At 56.3% G+C, this 22,353-nt stretch carries 20 protein-coding genes; 1 reads left to right on the top strand and 19 read right to left on the bottom strand.

From position 1 onward, the window contains the following. Nucleotides 1-9: 9 nt before the first annotated feature. From mrdB to leuS, 9 genes are all read right to left on the bottom strand, one after another. Complete coding sequence (mrdB, locus tag ACOI7D_RS05340; RefSeq protein WP_004885876.1) at nucleotides 10-1,122, bottom strand: peptidoglycan glycosyltransferase MrdB; 1,113 nt, start codon at nucleotides 1,120-1,122, stop codon at nucleotides 10-12. After that, entirely contained in the window at nucleotides 1,122-3,023 is a 1,902-nt protein-coding gene (gene mrdA / locus ACOI7D_RS05335; protein WP_023288833.1) for a peptidoglycan DD-transpeptidase MrdA, read from the bottom strand. Before mrdA ends, mrdB begins: the two co-directional genes overlap by 1 nt. Before the next feature lie 27 nt (nucleotides 3,024-3,050). Next, on the bottom strand, nucleotides 3,051-3,518 hold the full coding sequence (gene rlmH, locus ACOI7D_RS05330; protein WP_002894620.1) for a 23S rRNA (pseudouridine(1915)-N(3))-methyltransferase RlmH: 468 nt from the start codon (nucleotides 3,516-3,518) through the stop codon (nucleotides 3,051-3,053). Nucleotides 3,519-3,521: 3 nt separating this feature from the next. Continuing rightward, complete coding sequence (gene rsfS / locus ACOI7D_RS05325) at nucleotides 3,522-3,839, bottom strand: ribosome silencing factor (RefSeq protein ID WP_023288834.1); 318 nt, start codon at nucleotides 3,837-3,839, stop codon at nucleotides 3,522-3,524. A gap of 222 nt (nucleotides 3,840-4,061) precedes the next feature. After that, on the bottom strand, nucleotides 4,062-4,691 hold the full coding sequence (locus ACOI7D_RS05320) for an adenosylcobalamin/alpha-ribazole phosphatase (RefSeq protein WP_109546543.1): 630 nt from the start codon (nucleotides 4,689-4,691) through the stop codon (nucleotides 4,062-4,064). Between the two features lie 72 nt (nucleotides 4,692-4,763). Next, nucleotides 4,764-5,414 carry a nicotinate-nucleotide adenylyltransferase gene (gene nadD, locus ACOI7D_RS05315; RefSeq protein WP_032455122.1) on the bottom strand — a complete coding sequence of 217 codons (651 nt, stop codon included), beginning with the start codon at nucleotides 5,412-5,414 and terminating at the stop codon, nucleotides 4,764-4,766. Further along, the gene (gene holA / locus ACOI7D_RS05310; RefSeq protein ID WP_032428664.1) at nucleotides 5,407-6,438 is read right to left on the bottom strand and encodes a DNA polymerase III subunit delta; all 1,032 of its coding nucleotides are present in this window, start codon (nucleotides 6,436-6,438) and stop codon (nucleotides 5,407-5,409) included. The genes nadD and holA overlap by 8 nt, the downstream gene beginning before the upstream one ends. After that, nucleotides 6,438-7,028, bottom strand: a complete 591-nt coding sequence (gene lptE / locus ACOI7D_RS05305; protein WP_004885890.1) for an LPS assembly lipoprotein LptE — start codon at nucleotides 7,026-7,028, stop codon at nucleotides 6,438-6,440. Before lptE ends, holA begins: the two co-directional genes overlap by 1 nt. Before the next feature lie 14 nt (nucleotides 7,029-7,042). Further along, entirely contained in the window at nucleotides 7,043-9,625 is a 2,583-nt protein-coding gene (leuS, locus tag ACOI7D_RS05300; protein ID WP_044521615.1) for a leucine--tRNA ligase, read from the bottom strand. A gap of 226 nt (nucleotides 9,626-9,851) precedes the next feature. On the opposite strand from leuS, the gene ACOI7D_RS05295 reads away from it, so the two are divergent. Beyond that, complete coding sequence (locus ACOI7D_RS05295; protein WP_025999140.1) at nucleotides 9,852-10,334, top strand: zinc ribbon-containing protein; 483 nt, start codon at nucleotides 9,852-9,854, stop codon at nucleotides 10,332-10,334. A 309-nt stretch (nucleotides 10,335-10,643) separates the two neighbouring features. On the opposite strand, the gene ACOI7D_RS05290 is transcribed toward ACOI7D_RS05295, so the two are convergent. The 10 genes from ACOI7D_RS05290 to ACOI7D_RS05245 form a co-directional block, all read right to left on the bottom strand. Then, on the bottom strand, nucleotides 10,644-12,422 hold the full coding sequence (locus tag ACOI7D_RS05290; RefSeq protein ID WP_109546542.1) for a filamentous hemagglutinin N-terminal domain-containing protein: 1,779 nt from the start codon (nucleotides 12,420-12,422) through the stop codon (nucleotides 10,644-10,646). Between the two features lie 63 nt (nucleotides 12,423-12,485). Beyond that, complete coding sequence (locus ACOI7D_RS05285) at nucleotides 12,486-14,156, bottom strand: ShlB/FhaC/HecB family hemolysin secretion/activation protein (protein ID WP_109546541.1); 1,671 nt, start codon at nucleotides 14,154-14,156, stop codon at nucleotides 12,486-12,488. Nucleotides 14,157-14,456: 300 nt separating this feature from the next. Further along, nucleotides 14,457-15,182: an amino acid ABC transporter ATP-binding protein gene (locus ACOI7D_RS05280; RefSeq protein ID WP_004885898.1), complete on the bottom strand. Its 726-nt coding sequence runs from the start codon at nucleotides 15,180-15,182 to the stop codon at nucleotides 14,457-14,459. Next, nucleotides 15,182-15,856 (bottom strand): glutamate/aspartate ABC transporter permease GltK, encoded by a 675-nt coding sequence (gltK, locus tag ACOI7D_RS05275; RefSeq protein ID WP_002894707.1) that lies wholly within the window; start codon nucleotides 15,854-15,856, stop codon nucleotides 15,182-15,184. Before gltK ends, ACOI7D_RS05280 begins: the two co-directional genes overlap by 1 nt. Next, nucleotides 15,856-16,596, bottom strand: a complete 741-nt coding sequence (locus tag ACOI7D_RS05270) for an amino acid ABC transporter permease (RefSeq protein WP_032455129.1) — start codon at nucleotides 16,594-16,596, stop codon at nucleotides 15,856-15,858. The genes gltK and ACOI7D_RS05270 overlap by 1 nt, the downstream gene beginning before the upstream one ends. A 164-nt stretch (nucleotides 16,597-16,760) precedes the next feature. Next, the gene (locus tag ACOI7D_RS05265; protein WP_023288842.1) at nucleotides 16,761-17,672 is read right to left on the bottom strand and encodes an amino acid ABC transporter substrate-binding protein; all 912 of its coding nucleotides are present in this window, start codon (nucleotides 17,670-17,672) and stop codon (nucleotides 16,761-16,763) included. A 356-nt stretch (nucleotides 17,673-18,028) separates the two neighbouring features. Then, nucleotides 18,029-19,567, bottom strand: a complete 1,539-nt coding sequence (lnt, locus tag ACOI7D_RS05260) for an apolipoprotein N-acyltransferase (RefSeq protein ID WP_109546540.1) — start codon at nucleotides 19,565-19,567, stop codon at nucleotides 18,029-18,031. Between the two features lie 128 nt (nucleotides 19,568-19,695). Continuing rightward, nucleotides 19,696-20,574, bottom strand: a complete 879-nt coding sequence (corC, locus tag ACOI7D_RS05255; RefSeq protein WP_004197606.1) for a CNNM family magnesium/cobalt transport protein CorC — start codon at nucleotides 20,572-20,574, stop codon at nucleotides 19,696-19,698. Between the two features lie 146 nt (nucleotides 20,575-20,720). Beyond that, nucleotides 20,721-21,194 (bottom strand): rRNA maturation RNase YbeY, encoded by a 474-nt coding sequence (gene ybeY / locus ACOI7D_RS05250; protein ID WP_023288844.1) that lies wholly within the window; start codon nucleotides 21,192-21,194, stop codon nucleotides 20,721-20,723. Next, entirely contained in the window at nucleotides 21,191-22,237 is a 1,047-nt protein-coding gene (locus tag ACOI7D_RS05245; protein ID WP_004176871.1) for a PhoH family protein, read from the bottom strand. Before ACOI7D_RS05245 ends, ybeY begins: the two co-directional genes overlap by 4 nt. Between the last annotated feature and the right edge of the window lie 116 nt (nucleotides 22,238-22,353).

Raw genomic sequence — 22,353 nt, 5'->3', positions numbered from 1 at the left:
CGAACCCCTTTAAACGCTTTTCGACAACATTTTTCTGTGGGTATGGATCGACATCACGATACCAAACCCGGCCATCAATACGATCAGGGCGGAGCCCCCGTAGCTCACCAGCGGCAACGGTACGCCCACCACCGGTAAAATACCACTCACCATACCAATATTTACGAAGACATAAACGAATAAAATCAACATTAAACCACCGGCCATGACCCGGCCAAAGGTGGTCTGCGCCTGGGCGGCGATCCACAGTCCGCGCATGATCAGCAGAATATAGAGCGCCAGCAGGATCAGTACGCCAATCAGGCCCAGCTCTTCGGCGAGAACGGCGAAGATAAAGTCGGTATGGCGTTCCGGCAGAAACTCCAGCTGCGACTGGGTGCCGTGCAGCCAGCCTTTGCCGCGCAGACCGCCGGAGCCAATGGCAATTTTAGACTGAATAATGTGATACCCCGCGCCCAGCGGGTCGGTTTCCGGATCGAGCAGCATCATCACGCGCTGGCGCTGATAGTCGTGCATCAGGAAGAACCACAAAATCGGGATAAAGGCGGCGACCAGCACCACCGCAATGCCGATCAGACGCCAGCTGAGGCCGGAGAGGAACAGCACAAACAGACCGGAGAGGGCGATCAGAATCGAGGTCCCGAGGTCAGGCTGCGCCGCCACCAGCAGCGTCGGCAGGAAGATCAGCACCAGGGCAATACCGGTATTCTTCAGCGAAGGCGGGCAGACGTCGCGGTTAATAAAGCGCGCCACCATCAGCGGCACGGCGATTTTTGCAATCTCCGACGGCTGAAAGCGGACGATACCGAGATCCAGCCAGCGCTGCGCCCCTTTGGAGATGGCGCCGAAGGCGTCGACGGCCACCAGCAGAATAATACAGAAAATATAGAGGTAGGGCGCCCAGCCCTCATAGACCCGCGGCGGGATCTGCGCCATGACGATCATGATCACCACGCCCATGGCGATCTGGCCGATTTTACGCTCCATCATGCCGACGTCCTGACCGCTGGCGCTCCAGATAACCAGCGCGCTGTAGGTCAGCAGCGCCAGCAGGATCAACACCATAGTGGGGTCAAGATGGATCTTATCCCACAGCGATTTTTTGTTCGGATTATCCGTCATTATTGATCCTCCCCTGCGGTTACCGCTGGGTTTTCGCTTGGCAGCGTGGTGTTGTTATCGCCCAGCATGATGTGATCGAGGATTTGGCGCATAATCGTACCGACCGCCGGGCCGGCACCGCCGTTTTCCAGGATCATCGCCACGGCAACCTGCGGGTTGTTATAAGGCGCAAACGCCGTCATCAGTTTATGGTCACGCAGACGCTCAGAGATTCGGTGCGCGTTATAGGTTTCGTTGGCCTTCAGGCCGAACACCTGAGCGGTACCGGACTTGGCCGCGATTTTATACGGCGCGCTGGCGAAATATTTGTGCGCGGTGCCGTTGCCGCGGTTGGCCACGCCGAACATGCCGTCTTTGGCGATTTCCCAGTAGCCGGAATGGATGTCGCCTACCGGCGGCTCATGAGGCTGGACCCACGGAACGGGCTTGCCGTCTTCCACGGTGCTTTGCAGCAGGTGCGGTACTTTCACCACCCCGTCGTTAATCAGGATCATCAGCGCTTTGTTCATCTGGATCGGCGTGGCGGTCCAGTAACCCTGGCCGATGCCCACCGGAATGGTGTCCCCTTGGTACCAGGGTTTCTTAAAGCGTTTGAGCTTCCATTCGCGGGTCGGCATGTTGCCCGAGCGCTCTTCGGCGAGGTCGATACCGGTATAGTGGCCGTAGCCGAACTTGCTCATCCACTCCGAGAGGCGATCGATGCCCATGTCATAGGCGACCTGATAGAAATAGGTATCCGCAGACTCCTCCAGCGCTTTGGTGACGTTCAGGTGGCCGTGGCCCCATTTTTTCCAGTCACGATAGCGTTTTTCCGAGCCGGGCAGCTGCCACCAGCCAGGGTCGAACAGGCTGGTATTGCGCGTGATCACCCCGGCGCTCAGCGCCGAGACGGCGACGTACGGTTTGACCGTCGATGCCGGCGGATAAACCCCTTGCGTCGCACGGTTGACCAGCGGCGTGTTGGGATCGTTGAGCAGGCCGGAGTAATCTTTGCTGGAGATGCCGTCGACGAACAGGTTCGGGTCGTAGCTCGGCGTCGAAACCAGCGCCAGAATGGCGCCGGTACGCGGGTCGGTGACCACCACCGCGGCGCGGCTGCCGGCCAGCAGCGTTTCGATATACTGCTGTAGCTTGAGGTCGAGGGTGAGGTAGATGTCGCGTCCGGCCTGCGGAGGCACCTCTTTAAGCTGACGAATAACGCGGCCGCGGTTGTTCACTTCAACCTCTTCGTAGCCGGTCTGACCGTGCAGGACGTCCTCGTAATAACGCTCAATACCCAGCTTACCGATGTCATGGGTCGAGGCGTAGTTGGCCAGTTTGCCCTCTTTATCGAGGCGGTCGACGTCTTTATCGTTAATTTTCGACACGTAGCCGATGACGTGCGTCAGCGCCGAGTTATAGGGGTAGTAACGGCGCTTGTAGCCTTTGACTTCCACGCCGGGAAAGCGGTACTGATTGACGGCAAAGCGGGCCACCTGCACTTCGCTGAGGTTGACCTTGACCGGAATCGAGGTAAAACGATGGGAGCGGGCGCGCTCCTTTTTGAAACCGGCGATATCATCGTCGGTTAAATCGACGACGTCGCGTAGCGCATCCAGCGTCTGCTGCACGTTATCGACTTTCTCCGGCATCATCTCCAGCTGATAAATGGTGCGGTTAAGCGCCAGCGGGGTGCCGTTGCGATCGTAAATAATGCCGCGGCTCGGCGGGATCGGCACCAGCTTGATGCGGTTTTCGTTCGAGCGCGTCTGATAGTCGTCGAAGCGAACGATTTGCACATTGTACAGGTTGGCGATCAGAACGCCGGTAAGCAGCAAAATCCCCAAAAAAGCGACCAGCGCCCGGCGCACGAACAGCGAGGATTCAGCCGTATAGTCGCGGAAAGAATTCTGTAATTTCATTCGCTGCTCAGTCTACCCTGATCATCATTACTCACGGTGGTACGGATGGTTGGTGGTAATGCTCCACGCCCGATACAGGCTCTCGGCCACCAGTACGCGCACCAGCGGGTGAGGTAAGGTGAGGGTGGAGAGCGACCAACTCTGTTCCGCCGCTGCTTTACAGGCTGGAGAGAGGCCTTCCGGGCCGCCGACCAGCAAACTGACGTCGCGCCCGTCCTGTTTCCAGCGTTCCAGTTCGCGCGCCAGCTGCGGCGTATCCCATGGTTTACCCGGAATATCCAGGGTCACGATGCGGTTTTTACCGGCAGCGGCTAACATCATCTCGCCCTCTTTTTCGAGGATGCGCTTGATATCAGCGTTCTTGCCGCGCTTACCGGCAGGGATCTCCACCAGTTCGAACGGCATATCTTTGGGAAAACGGCGCAGATACTCGCTAAAGCCGGTCTGTACCCAGTCCGGCATTTTGGTGCCAACGGCCACCAGCTGCAACTTCACGCATTAACTCCAGAGTTTTTCCAGCTCGTACAGACGACGGCTCTCTTCCTGCATGACGTGAACCATCACGTCGCCGAGGTCGACGACGATCCAGTCGGCGGCGGCTTCCCCTTCAACGCCCAGGGGCAGCAAGCCGGCGGCGCGGGATTCCTGAACCACGTGGTCGGCGATGGACATCACATGACGCGTGGAGGTGCCGGTGCAGATAATCATGCAATCGGTGATGCTGGATTTGCCATGTACATCAATGGCAACGATGTCCTGACCTTTCAGGTCATCAATTTTGTCGATAACAAAATCCTGGAGTGCTTTACCCTGCAAGTGTTCCCCCTGGGTGCGTGAAGATTGATAATCATAAAGAGCCTGACAGTATACCTGAACTAATGAAAAAGTCGGGTGAAATGTCTGTCGGCGGGCGTTCGCGGCGGAGTATCATCCCATCCCTCGCCGAGGATTGCATCGCCATTTTTGTAAAACAATTTCTGCAAACCTGCTTTGGCGGATGCTGCCTGGCAGCGGAGAATAGCAGCCTGCTCTGGCCTGTCAATGGTTCGGCGGGAATTCTTCTTGCGGCTGCCAGACGGCCTGGCTATTTAATACCCGCAGGGTGGTGAAATCGTCGCGAATGTCGAGGAGACTCCAGGCGCCATGGGCTATCGGAAAGTGCCACATCGCCGCGGCGGGCATTTGCAACAGCAGGGCGGTCAGCAGGCTCAGGACGCCCTGATGGCCGACGATCAGCAGGTGGTCAAGATGGCGGCAGTCGGTCAGCGTGGGGGTAAACTCGCTGACGCGGCGGGCAAAACGCTGAAAGCTCTCGCCGTTGGTCGGGGCCGCGTGCTGCCAGTCAGCGCACCACGCGGCATAGTTTTCCGCATCTTCTCGCTGGAGGTCGCAATGATGGCGCATCTCCCAGTCGCCGAAAAACATCTCATTGAGCGCGGCATGGCATTCGCGCGGGATAGCGCGATCGCCAAGCAGCAGATCGGCCGTTGTCCCGGTCCGCGCCAGCTCGCTGCAGAAGACTTTATCGAAAGGCACCGCGCGCAGTCGTTCACCGAGCGCTCGCGCCTGAGCGACGCCGCGCGGCGTCAGGGGCGTGGGGGCGTGGCCGCTGTATAACCCGGCAACGTTGGCTTCGGTTTCGCCATGGCGAACTAACCACAATTTCATGAACAGGCTCTGACAGGGGATGGAGAGGTGGCGTTACGATAGCGCTTTTTTCGCGCCAGGCCCAGCCCGGGGTCAGCAATAGAGACCCTGCTCGCGGATGTAGTCCAGCACCGCGGCCGGCAGCATCTCGGCGCAGGACTCGCCGCGCTCAAGGCGCTGGCGAATGATCGTCGCCGAAATATCGAACCACGGGGTCTCAGCCAGGTAGATCACGCCGGAAGGACGGTGATGCAAAGACTCCACGTCGTGGGTTAAATGGCGATCCAGCCAGCGCTGATCGGCCTCATGGGCCATGGTCAGCGGGTAACCCGGCCGGCGGCAGACAATCAGGTGGACATTGTCGAGGATGGTTTCATAGTTATGCCAGGTGGGAAAGGTGAGCAGCGAATCCTGGCCAATGATAAACGCCAGCGGCTTGTGCGGCCCCTGCTCCTGGCGCCACTCCTGCAGCGTTTGCGCCGTCCAGGAGGGGGTATCGCGCCGCAGTTCGCGTTCATCGAGCGTGAACAGCGGCTTATCGGCAATCGCCAGCTTCAGCATGTGCACGCGCTGGGCGCTGGTGGCTTCCGGCTGGGGACGGTGCGGCGGGACGTTATTAGGCATGATGATGACCTTGCTCAGGCCAATCTGATTCGCCAGGATCTCGACCGGCTTGAGGTGACCATAATGCACCGGATCGAAGGTGCCGCCATAGATTGCCTGTAAGTGAGTCATATCAACCATCAATAAAAACGTCCGCCAGGGCTTTGTGGCAGAGCAACAACGAAAGACTTTCCAGTTCGGGCCAGACGTCGTACCCGTAATCCTGTTTAAAGGTCAGTTCCGCGCGGGTCAGAAGGGTCACCGCCTGGCGCAGCTGTTCGCCGCTGAGTCGGGCGAGGGCGTCGCTGAGCAGCTGACGGCGGTTTTGCCAGACCCTATGTTTATCAAACAGCGAACGCAGCGGCGTCTGTGCCGACTGGCGCTTGAGGGTGACCAGCAGCAGCAGCTCCCGCTGTAGCGTACGCAGCAGGATCGCCGGCTCGCAGCCTTCAAGACGGAGCTGCTGCAGAACGTGCAGCACGCGCTTACTTTTACCTGCCAGTAGGGCATCGACCCAATGGTAAGGGGTAAAGTGCGCGGCATCGTTCACCGCCTGCTCAACGCGGGGCAGGGTCAGCTTACCGTCCGGCCAGAGGAGCGCCAGCCGCTCCAGCGCCTGCGCCAGCGCCAGCAGATTGCCTTCGTAACAGTAGCACAGCAGCTGGCTGGCCGCGTCGTCGAGCTGCAGCTGATGCTGTTTGGCCCGCGCAGCCAGCCAGCGCGGCAGCTGCGCGTATTCCGGCGTCTGGCAGCTGACCTGGACGGCGCGCTGAGCCAGCGCGGTGAGCCACGCGGCATTCTCCTGGGCTTTGGTCAACTTACTGCCGCGAACGATCAGCAGCAGGTCGTCGTGCAGCAGACCGACCAGCGTCGCCAGCTGTTCATTGATCGCCGCGTTGGGGCCGTTTTCCGGCAGGATCAACAGCAGGGTTTGCCGGCTGGCAAACAGGCTCATCGCCTGGCTTAAGGCGAAAAGCGCCTGCCAGTCGGTGCTGCTATCGATAGTGAAGGTGTGGTGTTCGGTAAAGCCCTGCGCGGCAGCGGCTTCGCGAATAGCGTCCTGGCTTTCCTGCAACAGCAGAGGATCGTTGCCAAGCAGCAGATAGGCCGCGCGCAGCCCTTCAGTGAGCTGCGCGCGGAGCTGTTCCGGGTACAACCGAATCATCATTGACCCAGCGTGGTGGAGACGCGGTTACCCGAGGACGCCGGCGCGGTGCTGCCCGCGACCGGTTTTTCTTCCTGCTGGGTGGCTTCAACATCCGCTACCTGAACGCTTGGTAGTTTACGAATCAGCTGTTCCGCCGCTTTATCGTACATTTCCTGGATAATCATATCCTGCTCGGCGTCTTTGGCTAGCGCCGCCTGCGGGTTATCGAAGAACGAACGATAGACCTTGGTGGTTATCGGATAGATATCGTGACCCGGGATCAGGACGCTGGCATGAACGGTCATGACCATCTGATATTCCGCCGTACGACCGTCCTGGAACACCGATGCCGTATCTTTCTGAATCGACGATCCATCGAGGCGCAGAGAAGGGACATCTTTACGCAGCGTGCTGGCGTCGATCAGTTCCACGCCGTTAAGACGCAGCTGATTACGCACCGCGCGGCTTAACGGCCCGTTCGGATCGCTCGACTGGAAGATCATGGTTTTCATGGTGGTGGGCACCTTGGTAGTGCTACGCAGATGCCAGCCACAGCCGGCGGTGGCAAGCACCGCCAGAGATAACAACATTGTTACCAGATATCGCACGCTTCCTCCCGCGCTTAGCCAACGACCAGATTGAGCAGTTTACCCGGAACGTAAATCACTTTACGCACGGTTTTGCCGTCGAGATACTTCGCCACCAGATGCTCCTGGCCGGCGCGCTCGCGGACCTGCTCTTCAGTTGCGTCTACCGCAACGGTAATTTTACCACGAACTTTGCCGTTGACCTGGACGACGACGAGGGTGCTGTCTTCCACCATCGCGCTTTCATCTGCCACCGGCCACGGCGCGTTGTCGATATCGCCTTCACCGTTCAGCTCACGCCACAGGGTGAAGCTGGCGTGCGGGGTGAACGGGTTGAGCATACGCACGACCGCCAGCAGGGCTTCCTGCATCAGAGCGCGATCCTGCTCATCTTCCTGCGGCGCTTTCGCCAGCTTGTTCATCAGCTCCATGATCGCCGCGATGGCGGTGTTGAAGGTCTGACGACGACCGATGTCATCGGTCACTTTGGCGATGGTTTTGTGGATATCGCGACGCAGCGCTTTCTGATCTTCACTCAGCGCCGCCACGTTCAGGGCCGCCACGTCCCCTTTGGTGGTGTGTTCGTAGACCAGCTTCCAGACGCGTTTCAGGAAGCGGTTCGCCCCTTCGACGCCAGATTCCTGCCACTCGAGGGTCATATCCGCCGGGGAGGCGAACATCATGAACAGACGCACGGTATCCGCGCCGTAGCGCTCAACCATGACCTGCGGGTCGATGCCGTTGTTTTTCGACTTGGACATCTTGCTCATGCCGGTGTACACCAGCTCGTGGCCCGCCGCGTCTTTCGCTTTCACGATGCGGCCTTTTTCGTCACGTTCGACGATGGCGTCAACCGGGGAGACCCAGTTACGTTCGCCGTTTTCGCCTACGTAGTAGAAAGCGTCAGCCAGCACCATGCCCTGGCACAGCAGCTGTTTCGCCGGCTCATCGGAGTTGACCATGCCCGCGTCGCGCATCAGTTTGTGGAAGAAGCGGAAGTAGAGCAGGTGCATGATCGCGTGTTCGATACCGCCGATGTAGATATCGACCGGCAGCCAGTAGTTGGCCGCTTGCGAATCCAGCATCCCTTCCTGATACTGCGGGCAGGTGTAGCGCGCATAGTACCAGGAGGACTCCATAAAGGTGTCAAAGGTGTCGGTTTCGCGCAGCGCCGGCTGGCCGTTAACCGTGGTCTTGGCCCATTCAGGATCGGCTTTGATCGGGCTGGTGATGCCGTCCATGACCACGTCTTCCGGCAGGATCACCGGCAGCTGATCTTCCGGGGTCGGCAGCACGGTGCCGTCTTCCAGGGTGACCATCGGGATCGGCGCGCCCCAGTAGCGCTGACGGGACACGCCCCAGTCGCGCAGGCGGTAGTTAATTTTACGTTCGCCGACGCCCATGGCTGCCAGTTTGTCGGCAATGGCGTTGAAGCCCGCTTCATAATCGAGGCCGCTGAACTCGCCGGAGTTAAACAGGACGCCTTTCTCGGTCAGCGCCTGCTCCGAGAGATCTGGCTCAGAACCGTCGGCGGCGAGGATCACCGGCTTGATGTTCAGCCCGTATTTGCTGGCGAACTCGTAGTCGCGCTGGTCGTGACCCGGAACGGCCATCACCGCGCCGGTGCCGTACTCCATCAGCACGAAGTTAGCCGCCCATACCGGAATTTCTTCGCCGGTCAGCGGGTGGATAGCTTTAAAGCCGGTATCGACGCCTTTTTTCTCCATCGTCGCCATGTCGGCTTCCGCCACTTTGGTGTTGCGGCATTCGTCGATGAAGGTGGCCAGCGCCGGATTGTTGGCCGCAGCCTGCTGCGCCAGCGGGTGACCCGCAGCGACCGCCAGGTAGGTACAGCCCATAAAGGTGTCCGGGCGGGTGGTGTAGACGGTCAGCTTGTCGGCGTAATGGTTAACGTCAAAGGAGATTTCCACCCCTTCAGAACGGCCGATCCAGTTGCGCTGCATGGTCTTCACGGTGTCCGGCCAGTGGTCCAGCTTATCCAGATCGTTCAACAGCTCATCGGCGTAGGCGGTGATTTTAATAAACCATTGCGGGATCTCTTTACGCTCGACTTTGGTGTCGCAGCGCCAGCAGCAGCCGTCGATAACCTGCTCGTTGGCCAGTACGGTCTGGTCGTTCGGGCACCAGTTCACCGCGGAGGTTTTTTTGTACACCAGGCCTTTTTTGTACAGCTCGGTGAAGAACTTCTGCTCCCAGCGGTAGTATTCCGGGGTGCAGGTCGCCAGCTCGCGGCTCCAGTCATAGCCGAAGCCCAGCATTTTGAGCTGGTTTTTCATGTAGGCGATGTTGTCGTAGGTCCACGGCGCTGGCGCGGTGTTGTTTTTTACCGCCGCGCCTTCCGCAGGCAGACCGAACGCATCCCAGCCAATCGGCTGCAGGACGTTTTTACCCAGCATGCGCTGATAGCGGGCAATCACGTCGCCGATGGTGTAGTTACGCACGTGACCCATGTGTAGTCGACCAGAAGGATAAGGAAGCATCGACAGGCAGTAATACTTCTCTTTGCTCTCGTCTTCAGTTACTTCAAATGTACGATTTTCGTCCCAGTGAAGCTGGACTTTCGATTCTATCTCTTCCGGGCGGTATTGCTCTTGCATGGCAGCCAGTGGTCCTGTTTTCAATACAGCTACAAAATGTAGCCAATGGATGTGTTATTTCAGATCGGCATAGCATAGCCCAAACGCCAACGTCAAAACAGCTTTTCGCACATCAACATCGGCAAAAGCTGGGCAGATTATTTCGCGAGTCTGTGGCTTGTCAGACACAGCGGGAGAGGAATAAGGTCTATTATCAGAAGACGTTAACCACACCGGAGGCGAAATGATGAACAAGGTAGCTCAATATTACCGTGAACTGGTCTCCTCGCTCAGCGAACGGCTCCGCCATGGAGAACGCGATATTGACGCGCTGGTGACGCAGGCACGCGATAAAATTGTCCGCGCCGGCGATCTGACGCAGAGCGAGATTGAGTCGGTGATAGCCGCGGTCAAGCGCGATCTTGAGGAGTTTGCCCGCAGCTACGAAGAGAGTCATGAAGACGAGAGCGACAGCGTGTTTATGCGGGTGATCAAAGAGAGCCTGTGGCAGGAGCTGGCTGATATCACTGACAAAACCCAGCTTGAGTGGCGGGAGGTTTTTCAGGATCTGAATCACCACGGCGTATACCACAGCGGCGAAGTGGTCGGTTTAGGTAACCTGGTGTGTGAGAAGTGTCACTATCACCTGGCGGTGTATACCCCGGATGTGCTACCGCGCTGTCCGAAGTGCGGCCACGATCAGTTCCAGCGTCGCCCGTTTGAGCCCTGATCGATCGGGCCCGGTGCTGAATGATTGCGCCGGGCCGGTGAAAAAATAATTAATGATAAATCTAATGGGGCAATATAAACCTTATAGATTTATTGGTGTTATGCTCATATTTTTTACACCGCCACGGATTATCGTGGAGCATAACGCGCAGCGTATCGCAGCCAGCTCAGCGTATGATATTGACCAAATTAATTTGGAATAAGATGCGCGGTGCGCTTGCTAATGGGGCGTGGGCGCTGTCTGATAGCAAGGCTATGTCATTTGCGGAGACTCATCGGCGATGCGCTGTCGCCAGCGCATCGCTTATTGTCAACGAATAGTATTTATTTCTGCCTGTTTATACTGCTGGCGACCACCCATGTCAGAGGCGTAGTTATGGTAAGAATTGACCACTAACTTATCAGCAGAAAGAGAACCTGCATTACAAATTGAAAGGTTCAGGAAACCGCAGCGGTAGCCACCATTTTTAACATACCGGGTGGTCATCGTCAGGGAACCATTCGCCTTAATCGTTTTATAGTTGGTGATGTCAGCGGTTTGTTGCGTATACAGAGTCATGTCCCCGCTACTCATCATTTGACCCTCATTAAGTATGCCGTTATTCGCGGTGATGTTGACAGCATTCCCGTCGATCGTTGCCCTGTTCCGCAGGTAGTTACTCTCGATGCTCAGCGTGTCGCCGTAAATATAATAAGTATTATCGATCACATCGCCTTTAATCGACAGGGAATGTTGACCAACAATATTCCCCTCCTGATCCAGATTACCGTTAGTCACTATGGATACATCGTTACCTTCAATGCGACCTTTGTTATATATCTTCCCCGAAGTGATGTTGTCATCCTTTTTAGCTTGCACGGTCAGGCTGGAGTTAGCCCGGATGTTGCCGGTGACGTTAAGCGTATTGCCGCTGAAAGCAATGTTTGTGACATCGCCCAGGATTGAACCGCCGTTATCGATATTGACGGCGGACACGGCTAACTGGCCATCAGAGTCGATATAGGACCCATAGCGAGTAGTGAGATTGCCCCCGCTGGCTACGGATAGCATCTGAGTTCCCCTAAAAGTACCCGCGTTAACGAGATCGCCGCTAGCATTTACGCCAAGTGTTTTGCTGCTGGCAATAGTGCCTTCATTGTTTAATGTCCCCAAACTGGACAACGCCGTAGCGTAAGCGGTGCTATTAATGGTACCTTTATTTTTCATATCCCCTGCAGACACCATATTAGCGACAAGGCCGTCCGCGTTGATGGCGCCCTCATTAATCAGAGAACCATAGCTCGTCATCATAAGCATAGAGTTTGCGCTAATAACGCCTTTATTACGCACGCCGAGGCCTAAGGTATTCCCCACCATACTGATGCTATTGGCCTTGATACCGCCTAGATTGCTGATATCAATACTATATTCCGGTATGAGCATCTGCATGACAGTAGCCGTTTTCCCATGGTTTGCTATCTCTCCGGTAGCGTTATTATATGTGAAGTTACCCGCGCTGAGGGCGGTGCTGGCGGCGTTAAGGGTACCGTTAATCGCAATGGCATCCGCAAGCAAGATCGCATAGTTTGAGGAGGCGTTCATGCCTTTATCACCGATGGTGATTTTACCTTGCGTGACCGTATAGCTATCAATCGCACCGGTGTCGCTCAGATTGACCTGGCCTGTCGTCAGCACTGCTTTGTTAGTATTAATAAAACTGCATCCGGAGCAGGAGATGCCGTTAGGGTTGGCGATAACGACATCGGCTTTTTGTCCGTTAACCTCGATAAAGCCCTGCAGGTTACTCATTTTATTGGAGGTCACTTCATTTAAAATGACGGAAGCGCTGCCGTTGGTCAGATTGTTATTCTTTGCGATATTACCGTGAGTGTCGTGATTAACGTCACTGGCACTATTGTTTAATATGGTGCCGTTAGGGCCGACGTTAAATTCGCGATATAAGTTATGCGAGACGCCAGCGGCATTTGGGGCTTCGATATCAATAACATGTGCCCCTGATTTATGCGTATAGCTTGAGGGATCGGCATAAACAACGGATGAACTTAGCGCTGCAGCCAGCGCAACATATGAAACCTTGAATTTAAACATGTAATTTATTCCTTTAAATATGAAAAAATGAATCAGTAAATTGCAGTAATGTGCTGATGAAAACTAATACCTCCACTGTAATGAAAAGCCCATATTCATGGCATCGCTATGAAAGTCGTCAGGTTTACTGATGGGCGTGCCGATAAAAAAGTCATATTGCGTAGACGCTATTTCTCCGCGGACGCCGCCGACTGCGCCAGAAAGACTTTTTCCTTGCCTGGCGCGCTCGCTACCAATGATCCGGCCGAAGTCAAGACCAAGATATACCTGCCGGTCGGAGGTGGGAATATTCCAGCTAAAATCATTGCGCCAGTACCAGCCTTGATTGGCCGAAAGCGTATCTTCACCATCAAAGCCGCGAACCGTCCAGCGATTGCCGATATTAAACTGGTTGTCCGAAGATAATCTATCCGGGCTGAACTGGGCATGGAAACGCGGCATCCAGCTAAACTTATCGCCGGTTGCGGCAAACTGCATTAAGGCCTGTATATCGGCGTGAACGATGCGCGAATGGCGGCTATATAAACCGGCTTTTTCCTCCGGCGTAGGCACGGAGCTGAGCCACGGCAGGCTGCGCTGAATACCTACGCTGGCGTCGACAATTTTATTGTTAAAATAGCGCTGGTGGCGCAGGGTAAATTCCCAGACAGGATTTTGTTTACGCATTACATGCAGCTCATCGCCGCCAAAAAAGTAGTGCGAACTGCTCTTTGCTATGCGCAGATCGGCGGTCGTTTTTTGTTGTCGGGTATGCGAAAGCAGGCGGCTAAGGGTCGCGCTGTAATACCGGTTTTTACTTTTATAGTCGATGCTTGACCATCTTCCTTTAAACAGCTGGCGGTACTGGCTGTAGGAGCCGTACAGGCTCAATGACCAGTAACCAAAAGGCACGGAGTAGTAAAGGTTGCCGTTATGGTTGCCGTCGTTGTGCTGGTTGAATTCAACGTCGCCGCCTGCCGAGATGGAAAGAATATCGTTCAATGAAGATAAATCGTAAAGGTATAGCGCGCCGCCGCCCTGATAGCGACCGCTGGCGCGGCTGCCTGCGTCATCAAGCCAGGCGCCAACCTGCCACTGTTTATCCATTACCCGGGCGATTTCAATATCACTTTCGCCAATGTGTTCCCCGGGCCGCAGCTTCATATGGGCGCTGGCGCCAGGCAGCCGCTGCAGGTTAGCCATCCCTTGTTCAAGATCGCTGAGGCGCAGGATTTTACCGGTATGCGTGGGCATGGAGGTCCACAGGTTCGTCACGGCACTATTCGGCGCAAAATCAATATGCCCCGTTTTGCCATAAGTCAGCGTTATTTTGAGAATGCCCCCTTCAAGTGACTGAGAAGGGATATCGATCAGGGAAGTAATATACCCTTGCGTTATCAGTTCATTTTGTAAGGCGTTCGTCAGCAGGCGAATCCCTTCTATTCCGAGGCAATGGCCGGGCGCCTGGGCTGCGATCTTCCCGAGGAGGGCGGTGGTTTTTGCGTTGTCCTCGGAGGTAATATCAACTTTCGTGATATACCGACAGGTTGCTTCTTCGGGAAATATCAAGGTTTGCTTTTTCGTATGGGTACGAGAAGATTGGTATTGCTGCTGATGGGGCATTAATGCGCTTTCACGGGCTTTATCCTGTTCAACCTGGTTTACCGTTGCGGCCTCAATACCCGCCCAGGCGGTAAAGCAGGTGAGCAAATTTAAACACAAAATAATGGCCAGTCTGTTAGTGTTAGTCCGCATGAAGCAATATCCGTTTGTTTCATTGAGAAAGATTATAATTAATGGTTGTGCGCGGCATGAAATAGCCTGCGCGACGTATAGCAAGTCAATTGAAATATTATTTTCAAGAAATTTAAACTCACGGGGATTATTACAAGATGCCGTATGCTAACGATGACGTGGCGGTTAATCTATTCTACGGCCCCTGAATTCTTTGTGAAATTTTTACTTCACGTTGTGAAGCTGTCGCTTTGAGATGAAGCGATTGAAAAGGGGAGGGGCTGACAGGCGCGCACGGTGATATCGTGCGCGCCGCAGAAGTTAGTGCAGAATTTTGGCGAGGAAGTCTTTGGCGCGATCGGATTGTGGGTTAGCGAAGAACGCTTCTTTATCGGCGTCTTCGACAATCTTTCCTTCATCCATAAAGATCACCCGGTTGGCCACCTTGCGGGCGAAGCCCATTTCGTGGGTAACCACCATCATAGTCATCCCTTCGTTGGCCAGTTCCACCATGACGTCCAGTACCTCGTTGATCATCTCCGGGTCGAGCGCGGATGTAGGTTCATCAAACAGCATGGCGATCGGGTCCATGCACAGCGCACGGGCGATGGCCACGCGCTGCTGCTGGCCGCCGGAGAGCTGCGCCGGATATTTTTCCGCATGCGCCGCCAGGCCCACGCGCTCCAGCAGCTTGAGACCCTTCTTGCGCGATGACGCTTTGTCACGATTGAGCACCTTAACCTGCGCCAGCGTCAGGTTGTCGATAATCGACAGGTGTGGGAATAGTTCAAAATGCTGAAACACCATTCCGACATGCGAGCGCAGTTTGGCAAGATTGGTCTTTTTATCGTTAACCACGGTGCCATCGACGATAATCTGCCCCTGCTGCACCGGCTCAAGGCCGTTCACGGTTTTAATCAGTGTGGATTTACCGGAGCCTGACGGCCCGCAGACCACCACGACTTCGCCTTTTTTCACTTCCGTGGAGCAATCGGTCAGCACCTGAAAGTGACCATACCATTTTGAAACATTTTTCAGGGTAATCATTACACAGTCCTTTTCTTCAACCAGCTGACCAACAGCGAGGCGCTGAGGCTAATCACAAAATAGACGCCGCCCGCGAACAGGATCATTTCGACCTGGGTCCCGTCACGCTCGCCAATCGTCGAGGCGGTACGGAAGAAGTCGGCGAGGCTCAATACATACACCAGCGAGGTATCCTGGAAGAGGACGATCCCCTGGGTTAACAGCAGCGGCACCATGGCGCGGAAGGCCTGCGGCAGGATCACCAGCCGCATCGACTGCCAGTGGGTCATTCCCAGCGCCAGCGCGGCGCTCGACTGGCCGCGGGAGATGCTCTGGATGCCGGCGCGGATAATCTCCGAGTAGTAGGCGGCTTCGAACATCGAAAACGCCACCATCGCCGAGATCAGGCGAATATCCGTTTTCGGCGACAGTCCCAACACGTTCTGCAGGAAGCCCGGGACAATCAGGTAGAACCACAGCAGAACCATCACCAGCGGGATGGAACGGAACACGTTAACGTAGGATTTAGCAAACCAGGCCAGCGGCAGAAAGCTGGACAGGCGCATTACCGCCAGCAGGGTGCCCCAGACGATACCGACCACGATGGCGATCACTGTGATCTTCAGGGTGATCACCAGCCCCGCCAGCAGGTAGGGCATGGAGGGAACGATCGAACTCCAGTCAAAATCGTACATTATTTGCCTCCCATATTGCCAGGCAGGCGAACCTTACGCTCGACCACATACATAATCAGCATAATCACCGCGTTGATGAAAACATAGGCCAGGGTGATGGCGGTAAAAGACTCCCAGGCATGAGCGGAGTAGTCCAGCAGTTTGCCCGCCTGCGCGGCCATATCGGCCAGACCGATGGTGGAGGCGATGGCCGAGTTTTTCACCAGGTTCATCATCTCCGAGGTCATCGGCGGCACGATAACGCGATAGGCGTTCGGCAGCAGCACGTAGCGGTAGGTTTGCGGCAGGGTCAACCCCATCGCCAGACCGGCGTTCTTTTGCCCGCGCGGCAGCGACTGGATAGCGGCGCGTACCTGCTCGCAGACGCGAGCGGCGGTAAACAGCCCCAGGCACAGCATGGAGGAGACAAAGAACTGAATGTTTGGGTCCAGCTCCGATTTAAACCACATGCCGATATTTTCTGGCAGGAATTCCGGCACCACCAGGTACCAGGTAAAGAACTGCACGATCAGCGGCACGTTGCGAAACAGTTCGACATAGCAGGTGCCAATCCCTGAGAGCAGACGATTGGGCACCGTGCGTAAAATACCGAACAGCGAGCCGACGAGAAAAGCGATGATCCAGGCCGAGATGGAGAGGGCGACGGTGATCTGAAAACCGCTCCACAGCCAGCCCAGGTAGGTAGTGTTGCCGAAGGGGGCCTGTTGCAGGAATATCCCCCAGTTCCAGTCTATTGACATACATGACTCCTGGAAAAAAAAGGGTAGCCATTGCTACCCTCGAAGACGGTTGTCCAGCTTGTTTCGGTATTCGCGGCGGCTGGGGAACGACCAGCCGCCGTATAGTCTGTCCGTGCTGTGACAATCATCGGGAGGGCAGGATATCCCGCCCCTGGTTGTTATAATTAGTTCAGTGCTTTGTCATTAGGTGATTTGAACAGCGCTTTCATGTCGTCCGACAGCTCGAAGTTCAGGTTAAGATTTTTTGGCGGAATCGGGTTTTTGAACCATTTATCGAACCACTTCGCCGCTTCGCCAGAGGTCTGGGCCTGGGCAACGGTTTCATCGACCAGCGCCTTGAAGGCCGGATCGTCCTTACGCAGCATGCAGCCATAGGCTTCTTTCGACTGCGCGGTGCCGACGATTTCCCAGTTATCCGGTTTCTTCGCCTTGGCGCGTTCGCCGGCCAGCAGAGCGTCATCCATCATAAAGGCCACCGCGCGTCCGCTCTCCAGGGTGCGGAAAGAGTCGCCATGATCTTTGGCGCTGATGATGCGCATATTCATTTTTTTCTCATCGTTCAGCTTATGCAGCAGGATCTCTGAGGTGGTCCCGGAGGTGACAACGACCGCCTTATCCTTCAGGTCCGGGAAATCTTTGATCGGGCCGCCTTTCTTCACCAGCAGACGAGTGCCGACGACGAAGATAGTATCGGAGAAGGCCGCCTGCTTCTGGCGCTCGAGGTTGTTGGTGGTTGAGCCGCACTCGAAATCAAAGGTGCCATTCTGCAGCAGCGGGATACGATTCTGCGAGGTAACCGGGATCAGTTTGACCTGCAGATCGGGTTTGTTCAGCTTCTTCTTGATGGCATCGACGATGGCGTTGGAGTAGTCCTGAGAGTAACCCACAACCTTCTGTTGGTTATCGTAGTAAGAGAAAGGGACGGAAGATTCGCGATGGCCGACAACGATAACGCCATTTTTCGCGATCTTATCCAGAGTGCTCTGGCCAGCCGCCGGGGCAGCATCTTCCGCCTGCGCCAGACCAGCGGTCATTCCCATTACCAGCATTGCCGTGGCCAGTTTACGTAATTGCATATCCAACTCCTTATCCGCAGCGTCACCGACGCTATTGATACCCATTGTGATTGTGTGTGTTGTTATTGGGGGCACGCATCCACGTGCCGCATTTGTATGTGTTTGTTAGCATTTAGTTTGGCTTAATGTAAAGATTTTGCTGTTTTATTGTTTATTTTTGCGAAGCGCTCCGCACCAATCGGAGGCAAATATCTTCCATTGCACCAAAATAGAGCGACCGCCGATCGTTTATGGTGCAACCCGGTTGCACTGGGCCAGAGGACGGCGCTACCCGATTAAATAAAGCAATGACTGTGCCAGGGTGGCAAATGACGGGAAGAAAAAAAAGCCGACGACGGGCGTCGCCGGCAGAGCATTTATCGGCGACGCTGACGCAGGCTCATCAGCAGCGCGCCGAAGCCGAGCAGCGCCGTCAGCGCCCACAGCGGCCAGTTGCCAGTGCGGGCGTAAGGGGTCAAGCCGCTGGTGGGCGTCACGGTGGTGGTCAACACCTCGCGGGTAAACTGCGGGATCATCTTCTGAATCTCGCCGCGCGGGCCGATGACGGCGGTAATGCCGTTGTTGGTGCTGCGCAGCAGCGGGCGGGCCAGCTCCAGGGCACGCATCCGCGCCATCTGGAAGTGTTGCCACGGGCCGATGGACTTGCCGAACCAGGCGTCGTTGGAGATGGTCAGCAGGAAGTCGGTGTCCGGACGGAAGTTATCCCGCACCTGTTCCCCGAGGATGATCTCGTAGCAGATGGCCGCGGTCAGCTTGAGGTTATGCGCCATCAGCTGCGGCTGCACGTAGGGACCGCGGCTGAAGGAGGACATCGGCAGGTCGAAGAATGGCGCCAGCGGACGCAGAATCGACTCCAGCGGTACAAACTCGCCGAACGGCACCAGATGGTTCTTGTTGTAGCGGTTGGTCGAGTCGTAGCGGTACGGGTTATCTTTGCCGAGGGTAATGATGGTGTTGTAAGTGTCGTAGCGGTTCTGCTTATTGAGACGCGCGTCGACGATGCCGGTGATCAGCGAGCTGTCTTTTGCGCGCAGCAGATCGTCCATCATGCTGAGGAACTGCTGCTGGTTGATCTCGAGATCCGGGATCGCCGATTCGGGCCAGATAATCAGCTGCGAGTGGCCGATATGCGGCTGGGTCAGCGTCAGATAGGTTTTCAGAGTGTTAACCAGCTGCTTCTCGTCCCACTTCATGGCCTGCGGGATATCGCCTTGCACCAGCGAGACCTGCGTCGCACGCGCCGGCAGCAGCTGATACCACTGGATATAGCGCAGCGGGAACGGCAGGGCGAACAGCAGCGCGGCAATGATCAGCGGCTTCCCGTTGCGCTGTACGAGGGCCAGGGCCAGCAGGCCGCTTACCATCATCAGCAGGAAGTTGATCGCCTCGACGCCCATTACCGGCGCCAGGCCTTTCAGCGGGCCGTCAATCTGGCTGTAGCCGAACTGCAGCCACGGAAAACCGGTCAGCACCCAGCCGCGCAGGAACTCGGTGATCTGCCAGACGACGGGAGCGGCGATCGCCACCCGCAGCCAGCTGGTTTTGGGCCACAGACGGGCGAGCAGGCCGGCAAACAGGCCGGTGTAGAGCGAGAGATAGGCCGCCAGCAGCACGACGAGGAAGACGTTAACCGGGCCCGGCATACCGCCAAACTGCGCGATACTGACATAGACCCAGTTGATACCCGTGCCGAACAGGCCGAGCCCCCAGAAATAGCCGATGCCGGCGCTTTGCAGCGGGCGGCGGTTGAGGGTTAACGCCTGCAGACCGACCAGCGAAATAATCGCCGCGGGCCAGAAGTCATAAGGTGAAAAAGCCAGCGTTCCGCTGGCTCCGAATAGCAGCGCCAGCAGCAGACGTACGCGCTGACGTTCAAGAAGAGAGGCAAATACCATTTAGGCTAATCGTCCCGTTAATTAACGCCTGTTGCCACAGGCTATGCTATTTGCCAGCCGGGGGAGGGGACAACCGGGGATCGCCCACGGTCTGTCTCCCGGCTGGCCGTGACCTTCAGCGCCGCCGCTTACTCTTCCAGCTTCGGCTGAGGAGCGTCATCCGGCAGCTTAACATGCACCTGAATGATACGACGACTATCTGCCATTGCTACCTTGAATTGGTAACCATCAATGTCGATAGATTCGCCGCGAGCCGGCAGGTGGCCAAAGGCCTGCATTACCAGTCCGCCAATGGTATCCACTTCTTCATCGCTGAAGTGCGTATCGAAGGCGTCATTGAAGTCTTCGATAGAGGCCAGAGCGCGCACCGTCCACGTATGGCGGCTCAGCTGGCGGAAATCGATATCTTCTTCTTCGTCGTACTCGTCTTCAATTTCCCCGACGATGAGCTCAAGGATATCCTCGATGGTCACCAGACCGGAGACGCCGCCGAATTCGTCAATAACGATCGCCATATGGTAGCGCTGTGAGCGAAACTCTTTTAGCATGCGGTCGACCCGCTTGCTTTCCGGAACGACAACCGCCGGCCGTAACACTTTTTCCATGCTGAAAGCTTCGGCGTCGCTGCGCATAAACGGCAGCAGATCCTTGGCCATCAGAATCCCTTCGATGTGATCTTTATCTTCACTGATGACCGGGAAGCGCGAGTGGGCGGATTCGATGATGACATCAAGGCACTCGTCCAGCGTCTGATTGCGTTTCAGGGTAATCATTTGTGAACGGGGGATCATAATGTCGCGGACCCGCTGGTCGGCGATATCCATTACCCCTTCGAGCATGTCACGGGTATCTTCATCGATAAGGTCGTTCTGCCCGGAATCACGGATCAGCGCCAGCAGTTCATCGCGGTTTTTCGGTTCCCCGTGAAAGAGCTGGCTGAGTAACAGGGAGAAAAATCCCTTTTTGCTGTTTACTGTGTCACTACTGTGTGAATTGTCGTCGCTCATGGCGTCGTTTGGGTTCTCATGTTGATTTAATGTCGCTCGTCGCGCGTACACTCAGCGCCGGACGGCATGGGTTGCCTGAGGTTCAGGCGGGTAAAATGCATGAACAGCGGCCGGATGAGGCGCAAGCGCCGCCATCCGGCAGGGGGCTATTCAGCAATCTTCTCGGAAATGTACGGGTCCTCATAGCCCAGAGCAAGCATTATCTCTGTTTCGAGGGCTTCCATCTCTTCCGCTTCGTCATCTTCGATGTGATCGTAGCCCAGCAGATGGAGGCTGCCGTGAACCACCATATGCGCCCAGTGCGCCTCCAGCGGCTTCCCTTGCTCGCTGGCTTCCTGCTCCACCACCTGACGGCAAATGATCAGATCGCCGAGCAGCGGCATTTCAATCCCCGGCGGCGCTTCAAACGGGAAAGAGAGGACATTGGTCGGTTTATCCTTGCCGCGATAGGTCAGGTTCAGCTCATGGCTTTCTGCAACGTCGACCAGACGAATCGTTAACTCTGACTCCTCCTGAAACGGCGGAATGACGGCGTCGACCCAGCGTTGAAAAAGGGCTTCGTCCGGCAGGCCGCTGGTCTCTTCGCAGGCCAGCTGTAAATCGAGGATCACCTGACTCATTTTTGCTCCTGTTCCTGGGCTTCGCGCTTGCGCTCGGCGGCCAGTTCTGCTTTACGTTTCTGGTCTGCGGCTTCCCATGCCTCATAGGCGTTCACGATGCGGGCGACCACTGGATGGCGGACCACGTCTTCGCTATGGAAGAAGTTAAAGCTGATCTCATCGACTTCCGCCAGCACTTCGATGGCGTGGCGCAGACCGGATTTGGTGCTGCGCGGCAGGTCAATCTGCGTGATGTCGCCGGTGATCACCGCCTTGGAGTTAAAGCCGATGCGGGTCAGGAACATCTTCATCTGCTCGATGGTGGTGTTCTGGCTTTCATCAAGAATGATAAAGGCGTCATTCAGCGTCCGTCCGCGCATATAGGCCAACGGAGCCACTTCGATGACGTTACGCTCAATCAGCTTTTCCACCTTCTCAAAGCCGAGCATCTCGAACAGCGCGTCGTACAGCGGGCGCAGATACGGGTCGACCTTCTGGCTCAGATCGCCGGGCAGGAAGCCGAGCTTTTCGCCCGCCTCGACGGCCGGACGGGTCAGCAGAATGCGGCGGATCTCCTGGCGCTCCAGCGCATCGACCGCCGCCGCCACCGCCAGATAGGTTTTCCCGGTACCTGCCGGACCCACGCCGAAGGTGATGTCGTGATCGAGGATATTGGCGATGTACTGCGCCTGGTTCGGCGTACGCGGTTTGATCACCCCGCGCTTGGTCTTGATATTGACGGCTTTTCCGTACTCCGGCACGCTCTCGGCGCTCTGCTCCAGCACGCGCGCCTCTTTGATCGCCAGATGGATCTGCTCTGGTTCAATATCCTGAATCTGACCGCGCATCGGCGCCGTGTCGACATACAGGCTGCGCAGAATATCGGCGGCGGCGTGCACGCATAGGGCGCGTCCGGTCAGTTTAAAGTGATTGTCACGGCGGTTGATCTCAATGCCTAACCGACGTTCCAGCTGTTTGATGTTGTCGTCAAACGGGCCGCACAGGGCTAACAGGCGTGCGTTATCCGCTGGCTCCAGGGTAATTTCACGAGTGTCTATGTTCAAACTGTTCCTCTTTACGCAGGTGGCCGGACGCGGCGCGTGGCCGGCTAATCAGGAAATTATTTACGTCACAGGAAAATGGCGCAAGCATTGCTGTAGATATAGGGACGGAGAGAGGA

It is taken from the genome of Klebsiella sp. C360 (genome assembly GCF_048822415.1).
Classification (GTDB): Bacteria; Pseudomonadota; Gammaproteobacteria; order Enterobacterales; family Enterobacteriaceae; genus Klebsiella; species Klebsiella quasipneumoniae.
The sequence above is the reverse complement of the archived record's forward strand: the minus strand, read 5'-3'. Positions and strand labels throughout refer to the sequence as shown.

Excerpts from the sequence above, each read along its gene's own strand:
- ACOI7D_RS05285 (WP_109546541.1), bottom strand. The coding sequence starts at position 14,156 with ATGCGGACTAACACTAACAGACTGGCCATTATTTTGTGTTTAAATTTG.
- lnt (WP_109546540.1), bottom strand. The coding sequence starts at position 19,567 with ATGGTATTTGCCTCTCTTCTTGAACGTCAGCGCGTACGTCTGCTGCTG.
- leuS (WP_044521615.1), bottom strand. The coding sequence starts at position 9,625 with ATGCAAGAGCAATACCGCCCGGAAGAGATAGAATCGAAAGTCCAGCTT.
- gltK (WP_002894707.1), bottom strand. The coding sequence starts at position 15,856 with ATGTACGATTTTGACTGGAGTTCGATCGTTCCCTCCATGCCCTACCTG.
- ACOI7D_RS05295 (WP_025999140.1), top strand. The coding sequence starts at position 9,852 with ATGAACAAGGTAGCTCAATATTACCGTGAACTGGTCTCCTCGCTCAGC.
- ACOI7D_RS05320 (WP_109546543.1), bottom strand. The coding sequence starts at position 4,691 with ATGAAATTGTGGTTAGTTCGCCATGGCGAAACCGAAGCCAACGTTGCC.
- holA (WP_032428664.1), bottom strand. The coding sequence starts at position 6,438 with ATGATTCGGTTGTACCCGGAACAGCTCCGCGCGCAGCTCACTGAAGGG.
- ybeY (WP_023288844.1), bottom strand. The coding sequence starts at position 21,194 with ATGAGTCAGGTGATCCTCGATTTACAGCTGGCCTGCGAAGAGACCAGC.
- ACOI7D_RS05270 (WP_032455129.1), bottom strand. The coding sequence starts at position 16,596 with ATGTCAATAGACTGGAACTGGGGGATATTCCTGCAACAGGCCCCCTTC.
- ACOI7D_RS05280 (WP_004885898.1), bottom strand. The coding sequence starts at position 15,182 with ATGATTACCCTGAAAAATGTTTCAAAATGGTATGGTCACTTTCAGGTG.
- mrdB (WP_004885876.1), bottom strand. The coding sequence starts at position 1,122 with ATGACGGATAATCCGAACAAAAAATCGCTGTGGGATAAGATCCATCTT.
- mrdA (WP_023288833.1), bottom strand. The coding sequence starts at position 3,023 with ATGAAATTACAGAATTCTTTCCGCGACTATACGGCTGAATCCTCGCTG.
- ACOI7D_RS05265 (WP_023288842.1), bottom strand. The coding sequence starts at position 17,672 with ATGCAATTACGTAAACTGGCCACGGCAATGCTGGTAATGGGAATGACC.
- ACOI7D_RS05290 (WP_109546542.1), bottom strand. The coding sequence starts at position 12,422 with ATGTTTAAATTCAAGGTTTCATATGTTGCGCTGGCTGCAGCGCTAAGT.
- nadD (WP_032455122.1), bottom strand. The coding sequence starts at position 5,414 with ATGGTTGATATGACTCACTTACAGGCAATCTATGGCGGCACCTTCGAT.
- corC (WP_004197606.1), bottom strand. The coding sequence starts at position 20,574 with ATGAGCGACGACAATTCACACAGTAGTGACACAGTAAACAGCAAAAAG.